Origin of the sequence: Bradyrhizobium sp. 132 (assembly GCF_023074185.1) — a bacterium.
Taxonomy (GTDB): domain Bacteria; phylum Pseudomonadota; class Alphaproteobacteria; order Rhizobiales; family Xanthobacteraceae; genus Bradyrhizobium.
Window position 1 is genome coordinate 108,446 of the sequence record NZ_JADPKY010000071.1, and the last position, 25,388, is coordinate 133,833.

At 64.3% G+C, this 25,388-nt stretch carries 26 protein-coding genes; 11 read left to right on the top strand and 15 right to left on the bottom strand.

The genetic code is table 11. The features are described 5' to 3' along the window. Positions 1–178: 178 nt before the first annotated feature. Positions 179–2,107 carry an AsmA family protein gene (locus tag IVA74_RS11680; protein ID WP_247343181.1) on the bottom strand — a complete coding sequence of 643 codons (1,929 nt, stop codon included), beginning with the start codon at positions 2,105–2,107 and terminating at the stop codon, positions 179–181. A 272-nt stretch (positions 2,108–2,379) separates the two neighbouring features. On the opposite strand from IVA74_RS11680, the gene IVA74_RS11685 reads away from it, so the two are divergent. The 3 genes from IVA74_RS11685 to IVA74_RS11695 are packed head-to-tail and all read left to right on the top strand — an operon-like array spanning position 2,380 to position 4,415. Then, complete coding sequence (locus IVA74_RS11685; protein WP_247343184.1) at positions 2,380–3,087, top strand: CoA transferase subunit A; 708 nt, start codon at positions 2,380–2,382, stop codon at positions 3,085–3,087. Between the two features lie 18 nt (positions 3,088–3,105). Further along, positions 3,106–3,756, top strand: coding sequence for a CoA transferase subunit B (locus IVA74_RS11690; RefSeq protein ID WP_247343187.1), 651 nt, complete (start codon positions 3,106–3,108; stop codon positions 3,754–3,756). Positions 3,757–3,779: 23 nt separating this feature from the next. Then, entirely contained in the window at positions 3,780–4,415 is a 636-nt protein-coding gene (locus IVA74_RS11695) for a GNAT family N-acetyltransferase (protein WP_247343191.1), read from the top strand. A 13-nt stretch (positions 4,416–4,428) separates the two neighbouring features. Here the strand turns inward: IVA74_RS11695 and IVA74_RS11700 are convergent, their stop codons facing one another. Then, the gene (locus tag IVA74_RS11700) at positions 4,429–5,445 is read right to left on the bottom strand and encodes an AraC family transcriptional regulator (protein WP_247343194.1); all 1,017 of its coding nucleotides are present in this window, start codon (positions 5,443–5,445) and stop codon (positions 4,429–4,431) included. Positions 5,446–5,645: 200 nt separating this feature from the next. Between IVA74_RS11700 and IVA74_RS11705 the strand changes: the two genes are divergently transcribed. Beyond that, a complete protein-coding gene (locus IVA74_RS11705; protein ID WP_247343196.1) occupies positions 5,646–6,266 on the top strand; it encodes a response regulator in 621 nt (206 codons plus the stop codon). A 179-nt stretch (positions 6,267–6,445) separates the two neighbouring features. Beyond that, positions 6,446–8,128 (top strand): mucoidy inhibitor MuiA family protein, encoded by a 1,683-nt coding sequence (locus IVA74_RS11710; RefSeq protein ID WP_247343199.1) that lies wholly within the window; start codon positions 6,446–6,448, stop codon positions 8,126–8,128. A gap of 252 nt (positions 8,129–8,380) precedes the next feature. Here the strand turns inward: IVA74_RS11710 and IVA74_RS11715 are convergent, their stop codons facing one another. The 4 genes from IVA74_RS11715 to IVA74_RS11730 form a co-directional block, all read right to left on the bottom strand. Then, positions 8,381–9,223, bottom strand: a complete 843-nt coding sequence (locus tag IVA74_RS11715) for a carbohydrate ABC transporter permease (protein WP_247343330.1) — start codon at positions 9,221–9,223, stop codon at positions 8,381–8,383. Positions 9,224–9,272: 49 nt separating this feature from the next. Next, positions 9,273–10,229 carry a sugar ABC transporter permease gene (locus tag IVA74_RS11720; protein ID WP_247343201.1) on the bottom strand — a complete coding sequence of 319 codons (957 nt, stop codon included), beginning with the start codon at positions 10,227–10,229 and terminating at the stop codon, positions 9,273–9,275. Positions 10,230–10,368: 139 nt separating this feature from the next. After that, positions 10,369–11,712 carry an extracellular solute-binding protein gene (locus IVA74_RS11725; protein ID WP_247343205.1) on the bottom strand — a complete coding sequence of 448 codons (1,344 nt, stop codon included), beginning with the start codon at positions 11,710–11,712 and terminating at the stop codon, positions 10,369–10,371. Between the two features lie 86 nt (positions 11,713–11,798). Then, positions 11,799–12,842 carry a C-terminal binding protein gene (locus IVA74_RS11730; RefSeq protein ID WP_247343208.1) on the bottom strand — a complete coding sequence of 348 codons (1,044 nt, stop codon included), beginning with the start codon at positions 12,840–12,842 and terminating at the stop codon, positions 11,799–11,801. 251 nt (positions 12,843–13,093) lie between these two features. On the opposite strand from IVA74_RS11730, the gene IVA74_RS11735 reads away from it, so the two are divergent. Then, positions 13,094–14,779, top strand: a complete 1,686-nt coding sequence (locus IVA74_RS11735; RefSeq protein ID WP_247343211.1) for a methyl-accepting chemotaxis protein — start codon at positions 13,094–13,096, stop codon at positions 14,777–14,779. A gap of 142 nt (positions 14,780–14,921) precedes the next feature. Here the strand turns inward: IVA74_RS11735 and IVA74_RS11740 are convergent, their stop codons facing one another. Further along, positions 14,922–15,899: a tripartite tricarboxylate transporter substrate binding protein gene (locus IVA74_RS11740; RefSeq protein ID WP_247343215.1), complete on the bottom strand. Its 978-nt coding sequence runs from the start codon at positions 15,897–15,899 to the stop codon at positions 14,922–14,924. Between the two features lie 98 nt (positions 15,900–15,997). Beyond that, the gene (locus tag IVA74_RS11745) at positions 15,998–16,933 is read right to left on the bottom strand and encodes a DMT family transporter (RefSeq protein ID WP_247343218.1); all 936 of its coding nucleotides are present in this window, start codon (positions 16,931–16,933) and stop codon (positions 15,998–16,000) included. Positions 16,934–17,026: 93 nt separating this feature from the next. On the opposite strand from IVA74_RS11745, the gene IVA74_RS11750 reads away from it, so the two are divergent. Then, positions 17,027–17,428, top strand: coding sequence for a DUF1330 domain-containing protein (locus IVA74_RS11750; RefSeq protein WP_247343220.1), 402 nt, complete (start codon positions 17,027–17,029; stop codon positions 17,426–17,428). A 13-nt stretch (positions 17,429–17,441) separates the two neighbouring features. On the opposite strand, the gene IVA74_RS11755 is transcribed toward IVA74_RS11750, so the two are convergent. After that, positions 17,442–18,374: a DMT family transporter gene (locus tag IVA74_RS11755; RefSeq protein ID WP_247343223.1), complete on the bottom strand. Its 933-nt coding sequence runs from the start codon at positions 18,372–18,374 to the stop codon at positions 17,442–17,444. A gap of 426 nt (positions 18,375–18,800) precedes the next feature. On the opposite strand from IVA74_RS11755, the gene IVA74_RS11760 reads away from it, so the two are divergent. Then, positions 18,801–20,093, top strand: coding sequence for an adenylosuccinate synthase (locus tag IVA74_RS11760; RefSeq protein WP_247343225.1), 1,293 nt, complete (start codon positions 18,801–18,803; stop codon positions 20,091–20,093). Between the two features lie 36 nt (positions 20,094–20,129). Next, the gene (locus IVA74_RS11765; protein ID WP_247343228.1) at positions 20,130–21,749 is read left to right on the top strand and encodes a hypothetical protein; all 1,620 of its coding nucleotides are present in this window, start codon (positions 20,130–20,132) and stop codon (positions 21,747–21,749) included. Between the two features lie 81 nt (positions 21,750–21,830). On the opposite strand, the gene IVA74_RS11770 is transcribed toward IVA74_RS11765, so the two are convergent. From IVA74_RS11770 to IVA74_RS11780, 3 genes are all read right to left on the bottom strand, one after another. Continuing rightward, positions 21,831–22,106 (bottom strand): hypothetical protein, encoded by a 276-nt coding sequence (locus IVA74_RS11770; RefSeq protein WP_247343230.1) that lies wholly within the window; start codon positions 22,104–22,106, stop codon positions 21,831–21,833. Positions 22,107–22,366: 260 nt separating this feature from the next. Beyond that, a complete protein-coding gene (locus tag IVA74_RS11775; RefSeq protein WP_247343232.1) occupies positions 22,367–22,597 on the bottom strand; it encodes a hypothetical protein in 231 nt (76 codons plus the stop codon). 37 nt (positions 22,598–22,634) lie between these two features. Beyond that, positions 22,635–22,880, bottom strand: coding sequence for a hypothetical protein (locus tag IVA74_RS11780; protein ID WP_247343234.1), 246 nt, complete (start codon positions 22,878–22,880; stop codon positions 22,635–22,637). Positions 22,881–23,023: 143 nt separating this feature from the next. On the opposite strand from IVA74_RS11780, the gene IVA74_RS11785 reads away from it, so the two are divergent. Next, positions 23,024–23,449 (top strand): DUF5413 family protein, encoded by a 426-nt coding sequence (locus IVA74_RS11785; RefSeq protein WP_247343236.1) that lies wholly within the window; start codon positions 23,024–23,026, stop codon positions 23,447–23,449. Positions 23,450–23,511: 62 nt separating this feature from the next. Beyond that, positions 23,512–24,069: a DUF4112 domain-containing protein gene (locus tag IVA74_RS11790; protein ID WP_247343238.1), complete on the top strand. Its 558-nt coding sequence runs from the start codon at positions 23,512–23,514 to the stop codon at positions 24,067–24,069. 98 nt (positions 24,070–24,167) lie between these two features. Here IVA74_RS11790 and IVA74_RS11795 read toward each other — a convergent pair whose 3' ends face one another. From IVA74_RS11795 to msrB, 3 genes are all read right to left on the bottom strand, one after another. Continuing rightward, positions 24,168–24,461 (bottom strand): hypothetical protein, encoded by a 294-nt coding sequence (locus tag IVA74_RS11795; protein ID WP_247343240.1) that lies wholly within the window; start codon positions 24,459–24,461, stop codon positions 24,168–24,170. 213 nt (positions 24,462–24,674) lie between these two features. Further along, positions 24,675–24,839, bottom strand: coding sequence for a DUF3309 family protein (locus tag IVA74_RS11800; RefSeq protein WP_211394774.1), 165 nt, complete (start codon positions 24,837–24,839; stop codon positions 24,675–24,677). A gap of 108 nt (positions 24,840–24,947) precedes the next feature. After that, positions 24,948–25,367 (bottom strand): peptide-methionine (R)-S-oxide reductase MsrB, encoded by a 420-nt coding sequence (msrB, locus tag IVA74_RS11805; RefSeq protein ID WP_247343242.1) that lies wholly within the window; start codon positions 25,365–25,367, stop codon positions 24,948–24,950. Between the last annotated feature and the right edge of the window lie 21 nt (positions 25,368–25,388).

Sequence of the window (25,388 nt, forward strand, 5' to 3'; positions counted from 1 at the left end):
TAACCGGTCGTATAAAACACTAGCCCATGGCCGTCAGCCGATCTAGCGGCATCTTGTCAGACATAGGTCGTGGGTGTCGGGCGAGAGAAGATGCTTAATGTGCGCATCAATCCAATCGCCGCATCAATTCGCCCTGATCAATTCGCGCCGATCGGCTGGTGCCGCTTGATCGCTGTTCCTAGTTGGACTTCGCGCCTTGCTTGGCGTTCTCCGCCGTCGGCGATTCGGCCGGTGCGGGACGTTTTCCGCTGCCGGTGATGCGCTCGATCGCGGAGCGCACCGCGTCGCCCGGCTTGCGGTCCTTGAGCATGTCGAGCAGCGGCGCTGAAGCCGGCGAGCGACGGATCAGGCTTTCCGGATCGGGGAAGATCAGGGGATCGTCCCAGGGGCCCTGCACCACGAAGGGCAATTCGAAGCCCGACGCGCTGTTGAGGCTGGCCACGCCCTTCATGTCATATTCACGCGTCGGCACCGAGGCGGTGCCGGTCATCGTGATCTTCGCCGCAGGTCCTTCGACGCGGATGTCCTCGGCGGTGGCGACGCCGTCGGAGAACTTCACCGCGATGGTGAGATTGTCGTAAGGGGTAGTGCCGTTGCGGAAATTGCCGCCGCCGGACAGCGGCCGCCGCTCCAGCCGCTTCAGGAGCTGCTCGGCATTGAAGCCCGAGATCGCGCCGTCATGTCCGATCACGGTGGCGCTGCCGTCGAGCGACTGCACGAGGCCGAACGGGCTCGAGCCGGAAGCGAGGAGCGAGACGTTGATGTTGCCGCGGCCGGACAGCTTGTTGAGACCGAACAGCTCGGAGGCGCAGGCCTGGAGGTCGACGTCGGTGAACTGGAATTGCGCCTTGATGTCGGCGACGGTGTCGGAGCGCGCGATGCCGAACGAGCCCTTGGCGATACCGCCATAGACCTGGGCCTCGCCGACCGAGAGCGCCAGCGTGCCATTGCGCAAATTCGCGCCGATCGCGGTGCGGCCGAGTTTCGACGCGCCGACCGTCAGCTTGGCTGCCGACAGGCGCATGTCGAGGTCGGTGGTCGACAGGGCGTTGAGATCGAACAGCTGCCTGTTCCAGTCGCGCGCGCCGCTCGCGAGCAGGCGGAAGGTCGAGATATAAGGTGTGAAGTCGAGCGCGTCGGCGGCGAGCGTCGCCTGCAGCGTCTGCCGGCCGTTATTGGCGTAGGTCATTACGCCCTCGGCGCTGTTGCCGTCGAGCTCGATATTGACGTTGGTGAGCGCGATCGAGGCGCCGACGACATTGGCGCGCGCCTTCAGCGCGAAGCGGCCGAAGCCGCCGCTGGCAGGCTGCGGCTGGCCGCTCCAGCGCAGCGCGTTGCGCAAGGACGGGCTGTCGATGGTGAGCGTGCCCTCCATCATCGGGCTGGTGCGGTTGGCGACGCTGCCGTCGAAGGCGAGCTTGAGCGGGGCGCTCGCGATCCGCGCCTTCAACCCCGAACGGTCGCCGGAAAGGGCGGCGACGAAATCGGCGAAGCTGATCGAGCCGTCGACGCGCTCGCCGCGCCAGTCGAATTGTCCGGTCGCGGCGAAGGAGCGCGAGATCGAGGGCCACGCCAGCGACAGGTCGATGTCCTCGAACTTCTCGGTGCCGTGCGTGGCAGCGTTCTCGTAATTGAGCACGCCGTCCTGGATCCGGATTTCGGAGAACGACACCTGATTCTCGGCGCCGGGCTTCATGGTGCGCGCGATGGTCTGGATGAAGGGCGTCCAGTTGCTTTCGCCGTCCGGCTTCAGGCTGACATGGATGCGCGGCCGCAGCAGCGTCAGGTCGGCGATCTCGAACCGTTGCAGCAGCAGCGGCAGCAGCCGCAGGTTCGCGGTGAGCACGTCGACATGGAGCGCGGGATCGCTGGTGCCGCCGCCCTTCAGGCCGACGTCATGGAAGGAGATGTAGCTCGCCGGCAGCACCGAAATGTCGATCGCGCCGTTGACGCTGAGCTCGAGCCCGGTGACAACGCGGATCTGCGCTTCCACCGCCTTGCGCAGCGCGTCGCGGTTGATGAGCCAGGAAGTCGCGATCAGGGCGATCAGCGCGCCGCCGAGCAGCGCCGCGATCGGCGTCCCGAGGCGCTTTATTCCTTGGGCCATGGTCAATGGCATGTCCTGATCGGGTTGGTCGTTGGAGCCAGAAGGGCGGGCCGGTAAACCTGCGTGCCCACACCCGACCCCCGCAACTTGATGGGTTTTCTTGTCGCTTTCAAGGCCACGGACGGTTTTGCCCACGGCGTGGGCAGCTTCTACCACCAGGCTACCGGGCGGAGAACCCCGTATCATTGACGGCTTCGGACGATTTCGCCTAATAATCGCCGCCAATAAGGCGCGACGCCTGCAAGCCGAAGGTTCACTCGAAGGTTATTTGCATGAACAAGGTCTATCCCGACGCCAGGTCGGCTCTCGAGGGCGTTCTGAAAGACGGCATGATGATCATGTCGGGCGGCTTCGGCCTCTGCGGCATTGCCGAGACGCTGTCGGACGCGATCCGCGAGTCCGGCGTCAAGGACCTGACGGTCGTCTCCAACAATGCTGGCGTCGACGGCATCGGGCTTAGCCGCCTGCTCGAAACCAGGCAGATCAAGAAGATGATCTCGTCCTATGTCGGCGAGAACAAGCTGTTCGCCCAGCAATTCCTCGCTGGTGAGCTGGAACTCGAATTCAACCCGCAGGGCACGCTGGCCGAGCGCATCCGCGCGGGCGGCGCCGGCATTCCGGCCTTCTACACCAAAACCGGCGTCGGCACGCTGATCGCCGAGGGCAAGGAAGTGAAGGAATTCGACGGACAGAAGTACCTGATGGAGCGCGGCTTGTTCGCCGACCTCGCCATCGTCCACGCCTGGAAGGGCGACACCGCCGGCAACCTCATCTACCGCAAAACCGCGCGCAACTTTAACCCGATGATGGCAACCGCCGCCAAAGTCACGGTGGCCGAGGTCGAGCATCTGGTTCCGGCCGGCGAACTCAATCCCGACCACATCCACACGCCCGGTCTTTTCGTAAAGCGCATCGTCGAGGTCGGAACGGCCAAGAAGCGCATCGAATTCCGCAACACCCGCCCGCGCACCGCCGCTTAAGCGTATCAGGAGATACACATGGCCTGGACCCGTGAACAGATGGCTGCGCGCGCCGCGAAGGAATTGCGTGACGGCTATTACGTCAATCTCGGCATCGGCATCCCGACGCTGGTCTCGAACTACATCCCTGATGGCGTCGATGTCAGCCTGCAGAGCGAGAACGGCATGCTCGGCATGGGACCGTTCCCGTACGAGGGCGAAGAGGACGCCGATCTCATCAACGCCGGCAAGCAGACCGTGAGCGAGCTGCCCTCGACCTCGTATTTCTCGAGCGCTGACTCTTTCGGCATGATCCGCGGCGGCCACATGGACCTGTCGATCCTCGGCGCAATGCAGGTGGCCCAGAACGGCGATCTCGCCAACTGGATGATCCCCGGCAAGATGGTCAAGGGCATGGGCGGCGCGATGGATCTCGTCGCCGGCGTCAAGCGCGTCGTCGTGGTGATGGAGCATTCGGCCAAGGACGGCTCGAAGCTTCTGAAGCAGTGTAATCTGCCGCTGACCGGCGAGCGCGTGGTCGACATGGTGGTGACTGACCTGGCCGTCTTCACCATCGACAAGCATGGCAACGGCGGCATGGCGTTGATCGAGCTCGCCGACGGCGTCTCGCTCGACGAGGTCAAGGCCAAGACCGAAGCCGAATTCCGCGTCGCGCTGAAGAACACGTAAGATCTTGGCAAAAGGGGGCGCGCATGACGATAAGGTCTGCGCGTCCTGAAGACGCCGATTTTATCGCACAAACCATCCTGTCATCGCAGCGCGGCTACCGGCCGCGCGGCTGGTTCGACGTTGCGCTCGGCTGGCCTGAAACACAGTGCCGCGATTTCATCGCCCGCGTCGCAACCGCCCGCGCGGTGTCGATGTGGCACGTGTCGCAATTTCTGGTCGCCGAGATCGACGGGCGGCCGGGCGCCGCGCTCTGCGCCGTGCCTGCGGCAGGCACGGGACCCGCGGCGTGGCGTGCGATCGAGGAGGTCGGTGCTGCGACCGGGCTCCCCGCTTCGGACCTGGACGCCATCCGCCAACGCGGCGCCTACACGCACGCCTGCTGGGTTCAGGGCGGCGAGGGCGATTGGATGATCGAGTATGTCGCGACCGATCCCGCCTATCGCGGCCGCGGCCTGGTGCAGGCGTTGATCGCGCATGCGCTGGAGAAGGGCCGTGCGGCTGGATTTGCCCGGGCGACAATTTCGTTCCTGATCGGCAACGAGGCCGCCGAGCGCGCCTACGCCAAGGCCGGATTTGTCTTTGCGGAAGAGAAGCGCGATCCCGCCTTCGAGGCGATCATCGGCGCGCCGGGCTTTCGCATGTTCGTGCGGACGATGTGATCGGCCTTGAAATTCAGGCTGCGGCCGCCGCCGGTGGCCGCACGCCCTTGCGCCACGCGGTGATGGTGCAGCCGAAGTGGTCGCGGAACCAGCGCGCCATCGCGCTTTGCGCGGAGAAGCCGAGTTGCGCGGCGATGTCAGCCAGCGGCCGGCCGGGGTCGTCGATCAGCTGGACCGCGAGATCGGCGCGCTGCGCGTCGTGAATGGCCGAGAAACTGGTGCCGGCTTCGGCAAGGTGGCGGTGGATGGTGCGGCGGGTGCAGGCGAGGTGCTCGGCCACGCGCTCGACCGTGCAGTCGCCGCTGGCGAGCAGGAGACGCACGACCTCGTCGACCTTTTCCTCCCAGCTTGCCGGCCGCGTTTCGATCGCCTCGATCCGCTTGCGCAGATAGCTCGCGATCAGCGGATGCGCGCTCGGGATCCGGCGCTCCATATCGTGTGCCGACAACAGGATCGAATCGTCCTCTGCATTGAAAGTCACACGGCAGCCGTAGAACTCGCGGTAGCGTTTGCGGTCGCGCGGTGGCGGATAATGCAGGTGCACTTCCTGCGGCCGCCAATCGCTTCCGAACAATGACTGGACGATGCGGTGAACGCTGCCGAGCGCCATGTCGATCGACTGGCGCGGCGCGGTCGGTTGCCGGCCGCGCAGATGCAGCGTGACGGTCACGGTCTGCTTGTTGCGGGTGACGTCGAGCTTCATGCCGTCGTGATGGATGGGGATGAAGCGGGAGAAGGCTTCGATGGCCTCGCCGACGGTCGCCTGTTCGCGCACGATCAGGCCGACCGCGCCGAAATTGGTCAGCCCGCCGCGCTCGGCGAGCCGCAAGCCGAAATCTTCGGCCCCGGAAGCTTCTGCCGACAATTCGAGCAGGCGGCGGAGACCGGTGACGGCAATGGGCGTGTCGGGCTTTTCGAGGCAGGCCAGCGGCAGCCTGACCTTGCGCATCATCTGTTTGGGGTCGAGCCCGACCGACCGGGCGACCTCCGGGTAATAGCTCAAGCCTGCGCTGCGAATGAGGTCGGTCATGCGACCCGTTCCAGTCAGCCATTCCCGCAGATGTCCCGAAATGTAAAGTTTCTGTCCCGATCCGTCAAATCCGGAAACAGGGTGGAACATACATAAGTGAAACCGAAGCACTGGCGCGGATGCCGTGCTCACGACGCGGGGCGCTATGAGGCCCTCGGTCGTCTCGGATCATTTGAGCAAGACATTATTGGATCGGGATCATGCCGGGAAACATGCTTTCCAAGGGTGAGGTATTCGTCATCGACACCGACGCCGCCTCCCGAGAACAACTTTCCACCGCGCTCCAACACAGCGCCTATGACGTGATCTGCTTCGCCGACGGTGCGTCTCTGCTGTCGGAAGCCAAGGCGCGGATGCCGGCTTGCGTGCTGCTGGAAATGCCACCCGATCGCTCCGGCCTGGACGTGCTCAAGCGCCTGCGTGAGGAAAACTGCATGGCGCCGGTGCTGGTGACTGCGGCTAATGGCAGCATCGCCATGGCGGTTGACGCCATCAAGAGCGGCGCGGCCGATTTTATCGAAAAACCGTTCCGCACCCACGATATCGTCGACCGGATCGATGCCGCCATCGACGAATTCGCACAGCCCGGCTCTCACCGACAGCGCTGGCTGCCCGGCTGCGAACCCCTGGCCGGCCGTGAAGGCGACGTGCTCGAACATCTCGCCGCCGGCCTCACCAACAAGGAGATCGCCCGACGCATGCATTTGAGCGCACGGACGGTCGAGGGCTATCGCGCCGGCATCCTGAAAAAGGCCGGAGCCAAGAACGTCACCGATCTGCTCCGCCGCATCTTCGGCCAGGGTTCGCCCACCCAAGTCTAAAGTCTCAAGTCAAAAGCTTCGCCGCGGGACGGCACGTTCCGCGGCCTTGGTGCCGCCGCGGCCGCGCCCCACGGAAACCCCAATCGAACCAGTTCCTTCCCTGCCGCGTCTCATCACATGGCGCGGCATCTTTTCGCGCGTCCGGCTGCGGCGCGGCGATATCGGCAGGGAGGAAATTTATGCGCATCATCGCAAAATATCTGGCGACGACGAGTCTGGTGCTGGTGACCAGTGCGGCCGCGTTGCCGTCATGGGCCGCAGACGTCGACGCCACATCGGCGATCGACACCGTCACCGTCTATCCCGATGGCGCCACCGTCACCCGTATCATCGCGCTGGACGTTGCCTCCGGCGACAGCACGCTGGTCGCCAAGGATTTTCCGCTCTCGCTCGATCCGTCCTCCCTCCGCGTCGAAGGCGAGGCGGGCGCAAAACTCACCATCGGCACGATCGATGCGCGGCCGCCGCGTGCGGCGCCGCCGGTCAACCTGTCCGAACTCGACAAGCGCATCGAAACGCTCAAGGACGAGCGCTCCGATTTGCAAGGAGCAATCGATGCGGCGGTTGCGCGGCGCAAATTCGCGCAGCGGTTTGCCGAAGCGTCCCCCGCCGGGCTCGGTGAAAAGGGCGAAGCGCGCCCGATCACCGAATGGCGGGCGGCGTTTGGCGCGGTCGGTGAGGAGATCGCGACCGCCGACACCGCGATCCGAGATGCCACGCGGAAACAGCGCGAGATCGATCGCCAGATCGCGCAACTCGAAGCCGAGCGCTCGGCCAAACCGCCGAGCAAGCTCGAGGTGCGCATTGACGTCGCCTCGGCGGCCGCGACCAAGGCAACGCTGCGTGTGACCTATGCCGTGCGCAACGCGCGCTGGCTGCCGCTCTACGACGCCCGGCTCGATACCGGCGCCAAGGACCGCAAGCCGCAACTCGAACTGGTCCGCCGCGCCGAGGTCACGCAATCGACCGGCGAGGATTGGTCGAACGTGACGCTTGGCGTCTCCACGGTTCGCCTCGGTCGTGGCGGCAGCGCGCCGGAGCTGAACTCGCTGGTCGCGCAGTATTTGCAAGTGCCGAAGCCGCGCGCGTTGGGTTCAGTCTCCGATACGGCAATGCCTGCGGCGGCACCGATGCAGCGAAAGGTGGAAGCCCCCGCCTACGCTGGCAGATCCAGGGAAGATCTTGCGGAACGCGCCGAAGAACAGCAGGCCGTTGCCGAAATCGGCGATTTCCAGGCCACCTTCAGGATTCCCGGCCGCGTCAGCCTCGGCGCCGCCGAGGGCGCCAAGAGCCTGCGCGTCGCTTCGATGAACGTGCCCGCCGATCTCATGGTGCGCGCGGCACCGGTGATGGACCCGACCGCCTTCCTCGAAGCGAGCTTCAAGCAGACTGATGACGCGACACTGCTGCCGGGCAAGGTCGCGATCTATCGCGACGGCGTCTTCGTCGGCCGCGGCAAGCTCTCGGCCTCCGCCAAAGACGACATCGTGCGGCTCGGCTTCGGCGCCGACGACAAGATCAAGGTCGAGCGCGCCGTGCTCAAGCGCAACGAAGGTTCGGCCGGTCTCCTGGTGACAACGTCGAAGACCGACGAGCGCGCATTCAAAACCACCGTCCGCAACGGCCACGACTTCCCGATCAGGGTTGCGATCGAGGATCAGCTGCCGGTCAGCGAGAACGAGGACATCGTGGTGGAGATGCTGCCGGCGACCACGCCGCCGACCGCAAGCAATATCCGCGACCGCCGCGGCGTGCTGGAATGGTCGTTCGACGCCAAACCCGCCGAGGTCAAGGACATCAACTTCGTCTGGCGCATCCGCTGGCCAAAGGACAAGAGCATGGTGATCGTGCCGGCTGGCTAGAGTCCGGCCACTGGCGGCGCCGCGCGCATCGACAGGTCACGTCCAGCCGGTTCGGTTTCGAGAGAGCCGAGCCCTGCTTCGCCTTCAGGAAATCCGCGACGTCGAGCAGCATGAACTCGTCGTCGTCGGCCTTGTTGGGATCGCGGCTGGACGAGAACGGCAGATTGTTATGCGTCTCCTGTTAGCGGATGCCGTCTTATGCAGATCGCGTGTTGCAGTTTTGTGAAACCGGGCCCAACGCCGCCGCCGCGGTTACTCCTTCACCGCGCCGGTCAGTGACGACATGTAATAATCCACGAACAGCGAGTAGAAGATCGCGACCGGCAGCGAGCCGAGCAGCGATCCCGCCATCAACGCCCCCCACTGGTAGACGTCGCCGGTGACGAGTTCGGTCAGGATCGCGACCGGCACGGTCTTGTTGGCGCCGCTCTGGATGAAGGCGAGCGCGTAGATGAACTCGTTCCAGGACAGCGTGAAGGAGAAGATGCCGGCCGAGATCAGGCCGGGTACCGCCAGTGGCAGCGTGATCCGGCGCAGGATCTGCAGCCGCGTGGCGCCGTCCACCAGCGCGCATTCCTCGAGCTCGTAGGGGATCGACTTGAAATAGCCGATCAGCAGCCAGGTGCAGAACGGCACCAGAAAGGTCGGATAGACCAGGATCAGGGCAAGCGGGCTGTCGAACAGGCCGAACTGCACGACCACGGTTGCGAGAGGAATGAACAGGATCGACGGCGGCACGAGATAGGCGAGATAGATGCCGAGACCGACATAGGCGCTGCCGCGGAAGCGCAGGCGTTCGATTGCATAGGCGGCAAGCGTGCTCGCGATCAGCGACAGCGTGGTCGAGCCGATCGCGACCAGCATTGTCGTCCACAGCCAGCGTGGATAGGCGGTGTCGAACAAGAGATGCTTGATATGGGCAAGCGTCGGCGAGGAGATCCAGAACGGATTGTGCTCCTTGTAGTTCATCAGTTCGGCGTTCGGCTTGAACGACGTGATCGCCATCCAGTAGAACGGAAACAGCAGGATCAGCACGAAGCAGCCGAGCGGCAGGTAGATCATCATCAGCCGCCGCAGCCCGGAATCCCAGGCCATGGTGTCGGGCGCGGCCTTCGCGTCGGCGGTGGCCGGTTGAGCGACAATATCAGTCATTGTTCTCTCCCTGCTGCCATTTGCGGCGCGCCAGGCCGAAATATGAGAACAGCGTCGCGAACACCAGGAACGGGATCATCGACACCGCGATCGCCGCACCTTCACCGAGTTCGCCGCCGGCAATGCCGCGCTGGAAGGCCAGCGTTGCCAGCAAATGGGTCGAGTTGCCGGGGCCGCCACGGGTGATGGCATAGACGAGCTGGAAGTCGGTGAAGGTGAAGATGATGGAGAAAGTCATGACGATGGCGAGGATCGGCATCATCATCGGGAAGGTGATATAGCGGAAGCGCTGCCAGGCGGTGGCGCCATCGAGCATCGCCGCTTCGTAGAGCGAGGGCGAGATGGTCTGCAGGCCCGCCAGCAGCGAGATCGCGACGAAGGGGATGCCGCGCCAGATGTTGGCGGCGATCAACGAGAATCGCGCCGGCCAGGGCGAGCCGAGGAAGTCGATATTGGTCGTGCGCCAATGCAGCACGTCGACCAGGAGGTAGGAGATGATCGAGAACTGCGGATCGTAGATCCACCAGAACGCCAGCGCCGAGAGCACCGTCGGCACGATCCAGGGCATCAGGATGATCGCACGCAACAGGCTCTTGAGCGGAAAATGGTTGTTGAGCAGCAGCGCGAGCCAGAAGCCGAGCGCGAACTTCCCGAACGTCGCGATCGCCGTGTACACCACGCTGTAGAACACCGCGTTCCACCACAGGGAATCGGTGAGCAGATACTGGAAGTTCTCCAGGCCGACGTAGACGCCTTTTCTGCCGATCGTTGTGTCGGTGAAGGCGAGCCAGATGCCGAGGCCCAGCGGATATGTCAGGAACACCGCGAGCAGCCCGATCGCGGGTGCGAGGCACATCACGATCAGGAACGGCTTGTAGTCGAACAGGCGTACCAGCCAGGATGGCTGCCGCTGTGCGAGTACGGGGGAGGAGAGGGTGGTCACGGACATCGGTCAGGCGTCCTGTTCTAGGCTGTCACCACATCCGTCATTGCGAGCGAAGCGAAGCAATCCAGTCTGTCTGCGCAGTTACAGTCTGGATTGCTTAGTCGCTTCGCTCTCGCAATGACGGTCGCTTTATCGTCGGGCGTTATTTCTGGCGGCGGAAGTACCGCTTGCTGCGCTGCTCGGCTTCCGCGGCCGCGGCTTCCGGCGTGGCAGCGCCGGTCGCAACGGACGCGAACATCTGAATCAGCACGTAGTCGGCGCTGACGGCACCGGTCGCCGTCGAGATCGGGCCCGCGTAGCCGTCATAATAGGTGCTGTTCATTGTGTCCTTGAACAGCTTCACCTTGGGATCCTGCGCCCACACGCTGGCCTCGCCATAGGCGGCGAGCGGCTGGGACCAGTAGCCGGAGTTGGCGTTGAGCCAAGGCTCGTACTGGTCCTTTTCCAGCATGTATTGCAGGAAGGCCTTTGCGGCGTTGGGGTACTGGCTGTGCTTGAACACCATGGCGTTCAGGGTCAGGCCCGCCATCGGAGAGACCTTGGCCAAGCCCTTTGGCAGCAACTGATGCTCGCTGTCGTCGGCGATCGCCTTGGTCGCGGGATCGTTCTTCAGCGAGAAATACAGCGAGACGCCGTTGGCGGTCAGCGCGATCTCCTGCGCGGCGTAGGCGCGGTTGTTGCTGACGTCGTTCCATGACGTCGTGCCGGCGATGAAGGTCGGGTAGAGCTGCTTGACCCAGTTCAGTGCGGCGATCGTCTCCTTGCTGTTGATGACCACGTTGCCCTCTTCGTCGAGCAGGGCCGCGTTGTGCGACCACAGCGCCCAGCTCGCGAAGCCGTTGCCGTCGCCCTTGGCATTGCCGAGCGCGAAGCCTGCCGGCTTGCCGGCCTTCTGGAGCTTCCGGCACAGGTCGAGGATCCCGGCATGGTCTTCCGGCACCTTGTCGAAGCCCACCGATTGCAGGATCGATTTGCGGTAGATCAGGGGCCCCGCGGTGGCGCCAAACGGCAGCCCGATCCAGGTGGGGCTCTTGTTCTTCTTGCCGTAGCGCTGCGCTAGCGGCAGCCAGCCGCCGTAGCGCTTGCCGAGATAGTCGGCGACGTCGGTCAGCTCGACCAGCTTGTCGACATAGATGTGCGGTGCGTCGGAGAAGCCGATGATGATGTCGGGACCGGCGCCGGAATTCGAGGTCACCGCAGTCTGCTGGTTGATGTCTTCCCAGCCGACGAAATCGACCTTGACCTCGACACCCGTCTCCTTGGTGAATTTTGCCGCATTGGCGCGGAACACGTCTTCGTCGGCCTGGACGAAGCGTACCGGTCGCAGCATGCGCAGGGTTGCGCCTTTCTCGATCGGCAGTTTCGGTGCGGGGACGTCGGCGGCCTTGATCGCGGATTGGGCGTTCGCCGGAGCACCGGTTGCGGCGATCGCGGCAGCGGACAGGCCCAGCGCCAAGGCATCACGACGTGTGATGTCGTTCCTCATCGATTTCTCCCTATATGTTTCCCTTCCCGGCGTTGATCGCCGGTGAAGGGTCTTTTCGGTTTCCGGCGCGCCTGGCGGCCGGCCGCCTAGCTGTTCGGACCGCGGTCCATGCTGACAGGCTGCCAGCGGCGGAGCGCGGTGTCTTGCAGCACCGACGGATTGACGCAGCTTACCGGCCACATGCCCTGAAGCACCAGTGACAATTCGTAGCCCACCCGGCGCTTGCGCGCCTCGTCGAACCGTGCCGAGGCCGAGGCGACATGGGCGGTCAGGGTCACGTTCTCCATGCCGAGCAGCGGATTGTTGTGCGAGGGCGGTTCCTTCTCCAGCACGTCGAGGCCGGCATGGGCGATCCAGCCCTCCTGGAGCGCCTTGATCAGGCTCTCCTCGTCCACGGTGGCGCCGCGGCCGGTGTTGATGAAGATCGAGCCCTTCTTCATCTGCCGGAAGTGCTTCTCGGTGAGCATGTGGTGCACCTCCGGCCGGGCGGGGGCGTGCATCGAGACGAAATCGGATTGTGACAACACCTCGTTCAGCGTTGCCGGGATCACGCCGTGGTCGGACATCAGCGTTTCCTGGATGAACGGATCGTAGGCTATCATACGCAGGCCGAACGGCGCCGCGCGCTTCGCAACCGTACGCGCGACGCGGCCGAACGAGACGAAGCCGAGCGTCTGGCCCATCAGCCGCGGAATCTTCGACAGCGCCGGCCGGCCCTCGGCCCAGCGGCCGCTGCGCACCATCCGGTCCTGCTCGACCAGCCGGCGGAAGCCGGCGAGCAGCAGCATCATGGCATGGTCGGCGACCTCCTCGATGAAGGTGTCGGGGATGTTGGTGACGGGAATGCCGCGCGCCGTCGCGGCCTTGATGTCGACGCTGTCGACGCCGACGGAGCCGAGCGTGATGACCTTGCAGGTCTCCAGCGCGTCGATGATGGTCTTGGTGATCGGGATGCCCTTGGCGTAGATGGCGTCGGCGGTCTTCGCGGCGGCGATGAACCCGGCCTCGTCGGCAGGAGCTTCGACGATCTCGGCATCGATCGGATCGAGCGCCTCGCGCTCGTAGGAATAATCGCTGCTCGCGACGGTGAAGCTCGCGCCCTTCGGCGTCACCACCCTGTATTTCGGCATGTCCTGCTCCCGATTTGGTTTCTTGTTGGGACCCGGCCTTCGCGCGGGCCTTCGCGCCTTTTACGCGAAATCGGGCAGGTCGCGTACAATTCCCAGTTGTCGTTGAGGTGATTTATACGACCGGTTCGACGCCTTCTCCGGGCTTCTACGGGGCGTCCCGTAACAGGTTGCTAAGGGGTCCCCACTAAAACTTGATTTAATTTCGACCGACTCACTCGCGCGTCCTTATCCCTTTGTTGCCGGAGCCTCCCGTGAAATTGAGCAATCTGAAGATCGCCCCCAAGCTCGGCATTCTTGTCGGCGTCACCTTGTTTGGCCTGTGTATTTCCGGGGTTCTTGCCGGCTATCTGATGAAGCGCGAGATGGTGAATGCGCGCATCGACCAGGCCAAGGCCATCGTCGAGATGGGTCGCAACTATGCGATTACGCTGAAGAAGCGCATCGACGCCGGCGAGCTGACGAAGGACGCCGCGATGACGGAGCTTCGGCGCTATGGCAACGCGATGACCTACGACAAGGGCGCCGGTTATCTGTTCGGCACCTCCTATGATGGCATCACGCAGCTCGCGCCCGATCCCAAGCAGATCGGTATCGATCGCATGGACGTCGAAACCAACGGCCGCAAGCTGAACCGCGAATTGATGGCAGGCGTGAAGGCCAACGGCGACACGATGCTGTATTATGAATATGTGAAGCCCGGTCAGGACACGCTGATCCGCAAGATCGGCTATGCGATGGCAGTCCCCGGTCTCGACATGTTCATCGGCACGGGCGCCTATCTCGACGATATCGACGCCAAGATGGGCCCGGTCTACTGGCTGCTTGGCTTCGCCATGCTCGGCATCATGATCGTCGCCGGCAGCGTTGCCTGGCTGATCGGCCGCAGCATCAGCCGTCCGCTCGCGCTGCTCGGTACCCGCATGAAGGATCTCGCCGACGGCAAGCTCGAGGGCGACATCCCCGGTGTCGGCCGCAGCGATGAGGTCGGCGCGATGGCTTCGACCGTCCAGATATTCAAGGACAACGCCGTTCGCATTCGCGGTCTGGAAAGGACCGAAGCGGATGCCAAGGATCGCTCCGCGGCGGAACGTCGCAGTACGATGGAGGGCATTGCCAGCGACTTCGAACGCAGCGTCAACGGCATCGTCCGCTCGGTCTCCTCGGCCGCGACAGGCATGCAAGCCACGGCGCAGTCGATGACCGCGACCGCCAGCGACGCCTCTACGCGTGCGGCGACTGTCGGCGCGGCCTCACAGAGAGCGTCGGGCAATGTCGGCACGGTTGCTGCGGCCGCGGAAGAGCTGTCGAGCTCGGTTGCGGAAATCTCCCGCCAGGTGACGCGCTCGACCGAGGTGGCGAGCCGCGCCGTCAACGACGCCGAGCGCACCAACGCCACGGTGCAGGGGCTCTCCACCGGCGCCGAGAAGATCGGCGAGGTGGTCAAGCTGATCCACTCGATCGCCGCGCAGACCAATTTGCTCGCTCTCAACGCCACCATCGAGGCGGCCCGTGCCGGTGAATCCGGTCGCGGCTTCGCCGTCGTCGCCTCCGAGGTTAAGGCGCTTGCCAACCAGACCGCCAAGGCGACCGAGGAAATCTCCGCCCAGGTCGCGGCGATGCAGACCTCGACCAGCGATGCGGTCGCAGCCATCGGCGGTATCACTCAGACCATCGCCGAGATGAGCGAGATCACCGCGGGCATTTCCGCGTCGATCGAGCAGCAGGGCGAGGCCACCCGCGAGATCGCCCGCAACATCCAGTCGGTCGCGGCCGGCTCGAGCGAGATCAACACCCATATTGGCGGCGTCACCTCAGCCGCGGAAGCGACCGGTACGGCAGCCACCGACGTGCTCACCAATGCCCGCGAGCTGGATAACCAGTCCGGCGCACTGCGCAGCGCCGTCGACGGCTTCCTGGCCAAGGTGCGCGCAGCGTAAGACAGATTCTCGTGCCCCGGACGCAGCGCAGCGCTTCTTCAGCGGTGCGTTGCAGAGCCGGGGCCCATGCCTGTCGCATTCTGGGTCCCGGCTCTGCGTCGCACCGCTTCGCGCAGCGCCGTGTCCGGGACACGAGACCGTCCTACTGCTTCTCGATCCCCGCTTCCCGGATCAGCTTCTCCCACAACACCAGCTGTTCGTTCACGAACGTGCCAAGCTGCTCCGGCGTGCCCGAAAATGCGTCCATGCCGAGGGTGGCGAGCTGGGCCTTGATCTCCGGCTTCTCGACGATCTTCCGGATCTCGGCGTTGAGCCGCGTCACGATGTCCTTGGGCAGACCGGCGGGACCGAAATAGCCCTGCCACGACGAGATGTCGAAGTCCGGCACGCCGGCCTCCTGCATCGAGGGCAGGGTCGGCACCAGCGATGAGCGGTCCTTGGTCGTGACAGCGAGCGCTCGTAGCGCGTTGCCCTGGACGTGGGGCAGGCCAGTCAGGATATCCACGAACATCATCGAGACGCGGCCGCCCATGACGTCGTTGAGCGCCGGCGGCGAGCTCTTGTAGGGCACGTGCAGGAGGTCGAGCCCGGCATTGTGCGCAAAGGTCGCGCCTGACACGATCGCCGAGGACGAGCCCGAGGCGTAGCTCAGCTTGCCGGGATTGGCCTTGCCGTAGGCGACCAGCTCGCCGACGGTCTTGGCCGGCACCTCCGGGTGGATCACCAGCATGAAGGGCAGGTCGCCGGTGCGCGCGATCGGGGTGAAGTCCTTGACCGGATCGTAGGTCAGGCTTTTGAGCAGATAGGGATTGGCCGAATGCGTGGTGTTGGTGGTCACCAGCAGCGTGTAGCCGTCGGGGGCGGCGCGCGCGACATAGGTCGCGGCGATCATGCCGTTGGCGCCCGCCTTGTTCTCGATGACGATGCCGACGCCGAGCGCCTGCGACAAATGCTGCGAGATCAGCCGCGTCGTGGTGTCGGTGCCGCTGCCGGCCGCAAACGGCAGCACCAGCGTGATGTTGCGGCTCGGATAATTGTCGGCCTGCGCAGCGGCTGCGGCGGCGAGACAAAGAGCGGCGATGCCGACGGCACGCAGGTTTCGGATCAACGCTGAAAGCATGTCTGGTCGTTCCCTCTTTTTTCGTTGGCGGGGAACCTAGCGTCTCCTCGTTGAAATCGGAAGGCGCGAGTTTGTCGCCTTGTCTCCGCACCGCGGAATTACTTCACCGCAGAGCCCTGGCGCGAGGCGATCACGACGCCGGCGAGCACCAGCAGGTAGCCGATCAAATGGAAAGGCTGGAGTTTTTCGCCGAGCAGCAGGATCGCCATCGCTGAGCCGAACACCGGCACCAGATGGAAGAACGGCGCGGCGCGATTCGGGCCGATCAGCGCCACGCCGCGGTTGAAGAAGAGATAGGCCAGCGTCGAGGGAAAGATCAGGATGTAACCCAGCGTCGCCAGCGTCACCGTGTCGAATTGCATGACATGGCCGCTCCAGGCCTCCCAGATCGCGGTCGGCAGCAGCATCGTCGCGCCGCAGCAGGTGGTGAAGGAGAGAAACGAGAGCTGGTGGATCTTCGGTCGCCGCGGAATGAAGGCGGAGTAGATCCCGAACGCTACCAGCGAGGAGGCGAACATGATGTCACCCCGGTTGAAGCTGATGCTTGCGAGCGCCGCGAAATCGCCGTGCAGGATGATGACGAGCACGCCGAGCAGCGAGATCGCGATGCCGGCGAGCTGCGCACCCGTCAGCCGGACGCCGAACAGCACCAGCGACCATAGCGCCACGAACAGCGGTCCGGCCGACTGGATCAGCAGCGCGTTCAGCGCTTCCGTGTATTGCATCGCCCAGTACGAAATCGCGTTGTTGAAGGCAAAGCCCACCAGCGACAGGAACAGCATCAGCGGCAGGCTTTTGCGCAAATTCGGCCAATCGCGCTTCAGATGCGGCCAGGCGAACGGCAACAGGATCAGGAACACGCCGAACCAGCGGATCGTGGTCACCGTCAGCGGCGGCACATGCGCGCCGACATGGCGCGCGAGCACGATGTTGCCGGCCCAGAACAGTGAGCTCAGGCTGAGCAGCAGATAAGGCTGGTTGTTGAGCCAACTGGCCGGATTGGGGGGCTTTGGCGCGGGCGAAGCGATCGTCATTGGTGTTGGATACAAGCTTGCGCCGGATTTGCGTCGTGACACAAGTCACGTCGCCGCAATGCTACAATGCAGGCATGACCAGAGGAGGCGGCATTGGCGGTTAATATGTTGAACATCGACGGCCTGGGGCGGCTCGATCAGGATGCCCCGGTGGTGATGCTGAATCTGATGCGCTTCCACGAGCGTTCGCGCGACGGCGACGGATCCGGCTGGGACGCCTACTTGCGCTACAGCGCCGTCACAGTGCCCATGATCAAGGCGTGCGGCGGCACGCTGCTCTGGACCGGCGACGCCAAGGCGGTCGCGCTCGGCGCGCAGCGGGGCAACGATTGGGATTTCGCGGCGCTGGTCTATTATCCCACCGTCGCGGCTTTCCTCGCCATGATGACGTCAGAAGCCTATGAGACGGAGGCCGACCCGCATCGCGTCAACGGCTGCGCGGAGCACGTCATCATTGCGACGAGCGAGGCGTACAGCAAGTTCAAGATCGGCTGACGTTGGGCGTCAGTTATGTCGTCTGCTTCCGCGACGCCACGAACACGCCGGCCAGGACCAGCGCAAAACCGATGAAGTGGAACGCCCGCGGGTTTTCGCCGAGGAACGCCATCGCCATGATCGAGCCGAACACCGGCACGACATGGAAGAACGGTGCGGCGCGGTTGGCGCCGATCAGGCGGACACCACGGTTGAAGCAGAGATAGGCGAGCGTCGAGGGGAACACCGCGACATAGAACAGGGTCAGGAGGTTTGGTCCGTCGAGCTTCATCACGGGACGTGCGGACAGCTCCCAGATCTCCAGCGGAATGAGACAGGCCGCACCGCAGCCGAAAGTGAAGGCGAGGAACGACAGGCCGTGCATCGGCGGCCGCTTCAGTGTCAGCACCGAATACAGCGCGAAGATGATTAGCGCGACGATGAAGATGAGGTCGCCCTTGTTGAAATCGATGTTCGACAGCGTGGTGAAATCGCCATGCAGCAGGATGATCAGCACGCCGCACATCGAGAGCAGCACGCCAAAAGCCTGCGCCGCGGTGAGCCTGATACCGAGGATGGCCAGCGACCACAGCGCCACGACCAGCGGTGCGGCCGATTGCAACAGGAGAGTATTGAGCGCCTGCGTATGCTCCAGCGCCCAATATTGCAGAGTGTTGAAGGCGCCGATGCCCGTGATCGAGAGCGTGACCATCAGGCCGAGCTTGCCGCGGATCGCGGGCCAGTCCTGCGCCAGATGTTTCCAGGCGAACGGCAGCACCAGCAGGAAGGCGAAGAACCAGCGCAGGAAGGACAGCGTGACCGGCGGGATGTGGCCGGCGGCGAGCCGCCCGACGATGGCATTGCCGGCCCAGCACAGCGCGGTGATGCTGAGCAGCAGGTAAGGCTGGTTGGCGATCCAGCCGTGACCGGATGTTTCCGCGCTTGTGGTCTGGCCGGTGGCGGACATTGTGATTGTTATGGCCCCGCGTCATGCGCCGAAGCCTTCCGGCCCGGCGTTGTCCGGGCCGGCGCGTGGCCCGGCTCCTCTCAAAGACACGGAAATCGAGGCTGCATCAACGGGGGGCGGATGCATCGCGACCATGCAGCGGCAGATGCGGCGCCTTACGCTTTGGTCGAAGCTATCGCACGGCCTCGGAATATTTCTGGATTTTCAGGGGATATCAAAGGCTTGGGATGGGCCTCGGGCCTCGAAAAAGCCCCGTTCTTGCTTGCCTAGAGAGGCTGCTTCCTTTATCCGGTTGGGCTGCCTCGCGTGCGAACGGCCTCTGGTCGGGAATCAGGCTGGGCGCAGGCATGGTCCCGGAAAAGTGGGTACCGGTTTTCCGTTTGGATCATGCCGCTTACAGAGAAATCTTCGAAGGATTACCCGCGAATGGCCAATGTAGTCGTCGTCGGCGCCCAATGGGGCGACGAGGGAAAGGGCAAGATCGTCGACTGGTTGTCGGAGCAGGCGGACATCGTGGTCCGCTTCCAGGGCGGCCATAACGCCGGCCATACGCTGGTAATCAACGGCGAGACCTACAAGCTGGCGCTGCTGCCGTCCGGCGTGCTGCGGCCGTCGAAACTCGCCGTCATCGGCAATGGCGTGGTGTTCGATCCGCAGGCTTTCCTCGACGAAGTTGCAAAACTGAAGGGACAGGGCGTCGCCATCAGCCCGGACAACCTGCGCATCGCGGAGAACGTCACACTGATCCTGCCGTTGCATCGCGAGCTCGACGCCCTGCGCGAATCCTCCAACGCCGCGACCGCGATCGGCACCACCCGTCGCGGCATCGGGCCGGCTTACGAAGACAAGGTCGGCCGCCGTGCCATCCGCTTGATGGACCTCGCCGATCTCGACACGCTCCCGCACAAGATCGACCGGCTGCTTGCTCACCACAATGCATTACGCCGCGGCCTCAATCTGCCGGAGTTCGATGGCAAGGCCATCCAGGACGAATTGACCGCGTTCGCGCCGCAGCTGCTGCCCTATGCCGAGACGGTGTGGCGGCTGCTCGACATCAAGCGGCGCGAGGGCAAACGCATCCTGTTCGAGGGTGCGCAGGGCGCGCTGCTCGACGTCGACCACGGCACCTATCCCTATGTGACGTCGTCCAACACGGTGGCGGCGCAAGCGGCGACCGGCACCGGCATGGGCCCGGGCGCGGTCGGCTATGTGCTCGGCATCTGCAAAGCCTACACGACGCGCGTCGGCCAGGGTCCGTTCCCGACCGAACTCAACAACGAGATCGGCGAGGAGATCGGTCGCCGCGGCAAGGAATTCGGCGTCAACACCGGCCGCAAGCGCCGCTGCGGCTGGTTCGATGCCGTCTTGGTCCGGCAGACTGTCCGCACCTGCGGCATCACCGGTCTGGCGCTGACGAAACTCGACATTCTCGACGGCTTCGATTCGATCGACGTCTGCACCGGCTACATGCTGGACGGCAAGGAAATCGACCATCTGCCGGCGGGCGAAGGCGCCCAGGCCCGGGTCGAGCCGATCTACGAGACCATCGAAGGCTGGAAGGAGCCGACCGCAAACGGCCGTTCCTGGGCCGACCTGCCGGCCCAGGCCATCAAATATGTCCGCCGGATCGAGGAATTGGTGGGGTGCCCCGTCGCGCTGCTTTCCACCAGCCCCGAACGCGAGGATACTATTCTGGTGCAAAATCCGTTTGAGGCTTAACGATATCTTACCGGGACGTGCGCTAGTTGAGTTGAAATGGCTGATTACTATCCGCTGATCGCCCGCGCTATTGCAGCCCTGGACCCCAACGCTCCCGGCGAGAGCCGTCGCGCGCTCTACGAGCGGGCGCGCACGGCGCTGATCGCGCAGCTCCGCAGCGTGCAGCCGCCGCTCTCCGAATCCGAGATCACCCGCGAACGGCTGTCCCTGGAAGAGGCCGTCCGCAAGGTCGAATCGGAAGCTGCCCAGCGTGCCCGCGAGGCCTCGCGCCCCGGTGGCGGTGCCCGCAGCAGCGGCAGCGGCGATGCCTTCCGCCGCGCCAGCACCCGCGCCACCGAGGGCAACTCGCCCGCGCCCCAAGCCGCTGCCCCGCCGCGCACCCGTCCGGCTCCGCCGCCGCCGCGCGCCGACCGGCCGTCCTTCAACGTCGATGACCAGGGCGACGCCCCGCGTGCGCCGCGGGCTCCGCGTTTCGACGCGCCGCGCCAGTCGGGTCCGTCGGCACCGCCGCCGATGCCGGAGCCGCCTCCGCCGGCCGGACGTGATCGCGCCAGTGGGCGCCGTCAGCCGGACGTCGGGCCGCCGTTGCCGCCTGCACCGGGCGTACGCGGCTTCCGTGACATCACGGCCGACGCCAATGATCTCGGCGGCGCCGCCGCGCAGGCCAACCGTGCCGCGCGCCGCACCTACGCCAACGTGCCTTCGCCCTCTCCGGAATTCGACCGACTCGAGCCGAGCCTGGAAAATCGCGCCGCCGGGGAGGCGCCTTATTCCTACGACGAATCGATCGAGGAAGCGGAGCGCTACGCGCCGCAGTCGCAGTCGCCATCGCAGCGTCCGCACATCCCGGTTCTCGACCGCAATACCAAGAAGAAGCGCGCCCGCACCGGCTCCGTTTTTCCGTTCAAGAGCGCAATCGCCGTCGGCATCGTGCTGATCCTGGTCGGTGCCGGCATCCTCTGGGGCAAGCAGCTGGTCCAGACCGCGAGCGGCCTGTTCAAGTCTTCGCCGACGCAGGTGGTGGAGGCGCCGAGGGATTCGTCGCAGCCGCAGAGCAAGCCGAAGATTCCGGATCGCGTCGGCCAGCCTTCAGCCAGCGACCAGCCGGTCGCGCCGGTGGCGCAGAAGGTCGTGCTCTATGACGAGGATCCGTCCGATCCCAAGGGCAAGCAATATGTCGGCTCGGTGGTGTGGCGGCTCGAGCCGATCAAGGCGTCCGGCAACCAGAAGGCCGACGTCGCCGTGCGCGCCGACATCGAGATCCCCGATCGCAAGTTCAAGATGACGATGTCGTTCCGCCGCAACACCGACTCGTCGCTGCCGGCGAGTCACACCGCGGAATTGACCTTCATCCTGCCGCCAGATTTCCCGGGCGGCAGCGTCTCCAACGTGCCCGGCATTTTGATGAAGTCGAACGAGCAAGCCCGCGGCACGCCGCTCGCAGGTCTCGCGGTCAAGGTCACCGACGGCTTCTTCCTGGTCGGCCTCTCCAACGTCGATGCCGACCGCAGCCGCAACGTCCAGCTCCTGAAGGAGCGCTCCTGGTTCGACGTGCCCCTGGTCTACGCCAACCAGCGCCGCGCAATCATCGCCATCGAGAAGGGTGCTCCCGGCGAGCGCGCCTTCAACGACGCCTTCGCGCAGTGGGGCGACTGAGGTCGCGCCTGACTGTCGTTCACCTTTCCCTCCGGAGAGGTGAACCGGGCATTCAACGATCCAACCGAAATTGAACCGGCGCTATTGAGCAGCAGCTTCTCGTTTGCGCGATCCTGTCGCGGCTGCGTGCTCGCGGTCCATCACGGCACGACAGCCGGGGCTGACCTGCGCCTTTTTGTGAACCATGCAGGCCCTGATCCTGGGGATGTCGGGGATTTCACTCGAGCAGAGCCGCATGGCATCGCCGGAGCACATCTGTTGCGCTTCGGACGAGAAGGCGAGGCCGGGCGATGTCTGGAATGCGACGGCGGTGGTGGCGATGGCGAAGAGAGTTGCGATGGTCTGATAGCGTGTCATGCAGAATGCGTCCCCGAGTTCCGTGGGCTTGAGCCACTTGGTTTTTGGGGCGCCGCACGCGGCTTGATCTGCCGCATGTCACAGCCTTCACGCCGGGACCTCAATCCCGCATGTGGTCGCTCGATCTCTCGTGATGTGCGAATCGAAAAGTGCTGCGCCGCCCGAGCCAAGTATGCGCCATTGTCACGCGGCCGCAATGGGACGCAAAAAGGAATTCGCAATTGTTGCGTGCACGTCACGCACAAAAACGGCGCGCGCGATCAGATCAACCGATCGGAGGATACGCGCGCTTGTTCCGCGTCGCCCGCGCCAAGCCCTGCGGCGTGTTCCTCGACGGCGGTGACACCTCTTGCTGTGAGTTCGAACAAATCGCCATCTTTCATCACGTAACCGTCGGCGATCAGCTGTCCCACCTTGCCTTGCCGATCGTCGGCGAAGGCAACGGACTGACTGATGTCCCTGAGGATCGAGAGCTGTTCGTCGCGCAACATGGCTTCACTCTCCGTTCGAGCGGAATGGTTCCGGTCCTTACATGCCGTGGCTCTGAAACACCTTTTTGCAAGAGCGCGACAGCTTGGCTCTGTTGGCCTGCAAGCAGCCTTGTACCGCCGTGTCGTTGCCGAGCTCTTTTCGGCACAGCCGCGAAGCATCGCGCGAGCAGGCCTGCTGTTCCTGCGGGGTGCCGCCATGACCTTGCGCGCGCGCAGGCAGGCTCGACAGGCCGGTCAGGACCGTCAGCGCGATCGTCGTCAGAAAGAACAGTTCGCGGGACATCTGCGGCTCCAAATCTGACAGGTGACTTTCAAGTCCTGTCTGAACTCGTCGCTATGCCGCTTGTTCCCAAGGGCAGAGCCCGCATCCCGCTATTCAAGGTTCCCGCGGCACTGCTATAACAGGGCGAAGGATGGGGGTGGTTGATGAAACGCTATCTGGTGTTTGCGCTGGTTGGCCCGTTCGTGGGCGGGTTCCTGCTGCTGCTGACGACGACTTATCAGTCCGGCTATTGGGCCCAGACCAACCTCGGCGAGGTCGGCAAGCTGTTCGCAGTGTTCTTCAAATCGCTGCAATACAGTTATCTGTTCGGCTTCCTGCCCTCGCTGATGCTCGGCGCGGTCGACGATATTCTGGTCCACGTCCGCCGGATCGGCCCGGTGCTGCGGATGCTGCTGGTCGGCGTGTTCGCTTTCATCCTGGCCTCCCTGACTTACAGTTCGCGTGGGCCGGATTCGGGCGCGGTGCAGTTGATCCTGTACGGCCTCGTCGGGTTCGTGCCGGCGGTGATTTCATCCTGGCTCGTGCATAAATATGTCGAGGAGCCGCTGCCGGCGGCGGCGCGGAGCTGAGCGCACGACCCCTTGATCAGGCCGCAGCAACCTCAGCCGCGCTGGCGCGTTGCCTTGAGATCATGACCATGTCCGATGACGATATTCTTGCTCCACGCCGATCCCGTTCGGGAAGCCGCTCGGGCGCGGCTTCTTCGGGCGCCGAGGGGCGTGGGCCGATCATCGACCAGGACGGTCGCGAGATCCGGCCCGAAACGCTGGAGCAAGGCTTTCGCGAATTTCGCTTCGAATTCGGCAAAGATAATCCATTTGCTGGCAGCCCGTTCGGCAATCTGACGCGCGAGCAGCGGATCGCGCGGATCGAGGCGATCGCAAAGCTGCTCGACGTCGCTTTCGTCCTGCCCGGCACCAATATCCGCTACGGCATCGACGGGCTGATCGGACTGATCCCCATCGTCGGCGACATCATCACGACCGCGATCTCGCTGTGGCTGGTGCGTGAGGCCCGCGCGCTCGGCGCGCCCTGGTACCTCACCGCGCGCATGCTCGGAAATGTCGCCGTCGACGGCGTCGTCGGCATCGTCCCGTTCGCGGGCGACGCCTTCGACGTCATGTTCCGCGCCAATATGCGCAACGTGCGCCTGTTGCGCCGCTGGCTCGACAAGCAGCCGCGCACCTGACACTCCCCAAAACGCAAAAAGCGCGACGACCTTTCGGCCATCGCGCCTTCAGCGCACATCGGAGACTTGCGATAAAGCAGGCTTGCAATAAAGAAAGCTTACGCCGCGTCGGCGTCGGCGTTCTCGACGGGCTCAGGCTTGCGGTGACGGGGCAGCGGGAAGGCTTCGCTCTCGTAAAGCGAGCGGATCCCGTTCTGGTCGAAGCGCGCTTCCTCGACCTGGAGATAGGCGCCGTTCAGCGAATCCGTCGGCAGCTGCTCCATTGCGAACTGCACGGCTTCGGCCGCGGTACCAAACCGCCGATAGGTGAAGCCCGCGCGCTTCTTCTTGCGGATCGCGGCGGGAAAGAGTTCGGCGGAGGTGTTGAAGTTGAACGGACGCAGTGGACGCATGGTCAAAGACCTCGTGATCGCTCTGGGGCTTTAAGCGCGTGGGATTTGGACGGGCGGAGGCCACGATCAGGTGGGCCCGCCGCACATGTCATTTTCGTTCTCTAATATAGGCCGTTTTGACAAAATTGCGACCCCTGCGATGAGAGATGATGAATCCACGCATGGCAGGTCCGCGACTTGGAAAGTCGAAATAATATCAATGGCTTGATTGGTTTATAGCTTACCGAGGAGCAGCAGCACGAGCAGCACCACCAGCACGAGGCCGCCGATCCCCATGCCGGAATGGCCCATCCCGTAGCCGTAGCCACCGAAGCGGCCCGACAGGCCGCCGAGCAGATAAATGATCACCAGGATGATCAGGATGGTCCCAAGCGTCATGGCATCCTCCCTGGCGGCCGCTGAAACACGATGGTTGGCCGCACCGCCAAAGAAGAAAAGCACATCGCGTCCCCCGGTTCCATGACGGAACCGGAGGACACGCAACGATTATTTCGGCTCGAGCTTCAGCGCCGCCGAGTTGATGCAGTAGCGCAGGCCGGTCGGCCCGGGGCCGTCAGGGAAGACATGGCCGAGATGGCCGCTGCACTTGGAGCACAGCACCTCGGTGCGGATCATGCCGTGGGTGACGTCCCGCTCCTCGTCGACATGGCTTTCGACCGCGGGCTGGGTGAAGCTCGGCCAGCCGCAGCCGGAATCGAACTTCGCATCGGATTCGAACAGCTCGTTGCCGCAGCCGGCGCAGGTATAGGTGCCGGCGCGGTGGTCGTGCTCATATTCGCCGGAGAAGGGACGCTCGGTCGCCTTCTCGCGCAGTACCGCATACTGCATCGGCGACAACTCGCTGCGCCATTGCTCTTCGCTCTTGATGACCTTGTCGTCTGTGGTTTTCGTCTTGGTGTCGGGCATGGGTCTCCCGTCTTTTTTGGT

What these genes read in the sequence shown, in the direction of transcription:
- IVA74_RS11680 (WP_247343181.1), bottom strand. Translation starts at nt 2,107, where the DNA reads ATGGCCCAAGGAATAAAGCGCCTCGGGACGCCGATCGCGGCGCTGCTC.
- IVA74_RS11685 (WP_247343184.1), top strand. Translation starts at nt 2,380, where the DNA reads ATGAACAAGGTCTATCCCGACGCCAGGTCGGCTCTCGAGGGCGTTCTG.
- IVA74_RS11690 (WP_247343187.1), top strand. Translation starts at nt 3,106, where the DNA reads ATGGCCTGGACCCGTGAACAGATGGCTGCGCGCGCCGCGAAGGAATTG.
- IVA74_RS11695 (WP_247343191.1), top strand. Translation starts at nt 3,780, where the DNA reads ATGACGATAAGGTCTGCGCGTCCTGAAGACGCCGATTTTATCGCACAA.
- IVA74_RS11700 (WP_247343194.1), bottom strand. Translation starts at nt 5,445, where the DNA reads ATGACCGACCTCATTCGCAGCGCAGGCTTGAGCTATTACCCGGAGGTC.
- IVA74_RS11705 (WP_247343196.1), top strand. Translation starts at nt 5,646, where the DNA reads ATGCCGGGAAACATGCTTTCCAAGGGTGAGGTATTCGTCATCGACACC.
- IVA74_RS11710 (WP_247343199.1), top strand. Translation starts at nt 6,446, where the DNA reads ATGCGCATCATCGCAAAATATCTGGCGACGACGAGTCTGGTGCTGGTG.
- IVA74_RS11715 (WP_247343330.1), bottom strand. Translation starts at nt 9,223, where the DNA reads ATGGCCTGGGATTCCGGGCTGCGGCGGCTGATGATGATCTACCTGCCG.
- IVA74_RS11720 (WP_247343201.1), bottom strand. Translation starts at nt 10,229, where the DNA reads ATGTCCGTGACCACCCTCTCCTCCCCCGTACTCGCACAGCGGCAGCCA.
- IVA74_RS11725 (WP_247343205.1), bottom strand. Translation starts at nt 11,712, where the DNA reads ATGAGGAACGACATCACACGTCGTGATGCCTTGGCGCTGGGCCTGTCC.
- IVA74_RS11730 (WP_247343208.1), bottom strand. Translation starts at nt 12,842, where the DNA reads ATGCCGAAATACAGGGTGGTGACGCCGAAGGGCGCGAGCTTCACCGTC.
- IVA74_RS11740 (WP_247343215.1), bottom strand. Translation starts at nt 15,899, where the DNA reads ATGCTTTCAGCGTTGATCCGAAACCTGCGTGCCGTCGGCATCGCCGCT.
- IVA74_RS11745 (WP_247343218.1), bottom strand. Translation starts at nt 16,933, where the DNA reads ATGACGATCGCTTCGCCCGCGCCAAAGCCCCCCAATCCGGCCAGTTGG.
- IVA74_RS11755 (WP_247343223.1), bottom strand. Translation starts at nt 18,374, where the DNA reads ATGTCCGCCACCGGCCAGACCACAAGCGCGGAAACATCCGGTCACGGC.
- IVA74_RS11760 (WP_247343225.1), top strand. Translation starts at nt 18,801, where the DNA reads ATGGCCAATGTAGTCGTCGTCGGCGCCCAATGGGGCGACGAGGGAAAG.
- IVA74_RS11765 (WP_247343228.1), top strand. Translation starts at nt 20,130, where the DNA reads ATGGCTGATTACTATCCGCTGATCGCCCGCGCTATTGCAGCCCTGGAC.
- IVA74_RS11770 (WP_247343230.1), bottom strand. Translation starts at nt 22,106, where the DNA reads ATGACACGCTATCAGACCATCGCAACTCTCTTCGCCATCGCCACCACC.
- IVA74_RS11775 (WP_247343232.1), bottom strand. Translation starts at nt 22,597, where the DNA reads ATGTTGCGCGACGAACAGCTCTCGATCCTCAGGGACATCAGTCAGTCC.
- IVA74_RS11780 (WP_247343234.1), bottom strand. Translation starts at nt 22,880, where the DNA reads ATGTCCCGCGAACTGTTCTTTCTGACGACGATCGCGCTGACGGTCCTG.
- IVA74_RS11785 (WP_247343236.1), top strand. Translation starts at nt 23,024, where the DNA reads ATGAAACGCTATCTGGTGTTTGCGCTGGTTGGCCCGTTCGTGGGCGGG.
- IVA74_RS11790 (WP_247343238.1), top strand. Translation starts at nt 23,512, where the DNA reads ATGACCATGTCCGATGACGATATTCTTGCTCCACGCCGATCCCGTTCG.
- IVA74_RS11795 (WP_247343240.1), bottom strand. Translation starts at nt 24,461, where the DNA reads ATGCGTCCACTGCGTCCGTTCAACTTCAACACCTCCGCCGAACTCTTT.
- IVA74_RS11800 (WP_211394774.1), bottom strand. Translation starts at nt 24,839, where the DNA reads ATGACGCTTGGGACCATCCTGATCATCCTGGTGATCATTTATCTGCTC.
- msrB (WP_247343242.1), bottom strand. Translation starts at nt 25,367, where the DNA reads ATGCCCGACACCAAGACGAAAACCACAGACGACAAGGTCATCAAGAGC.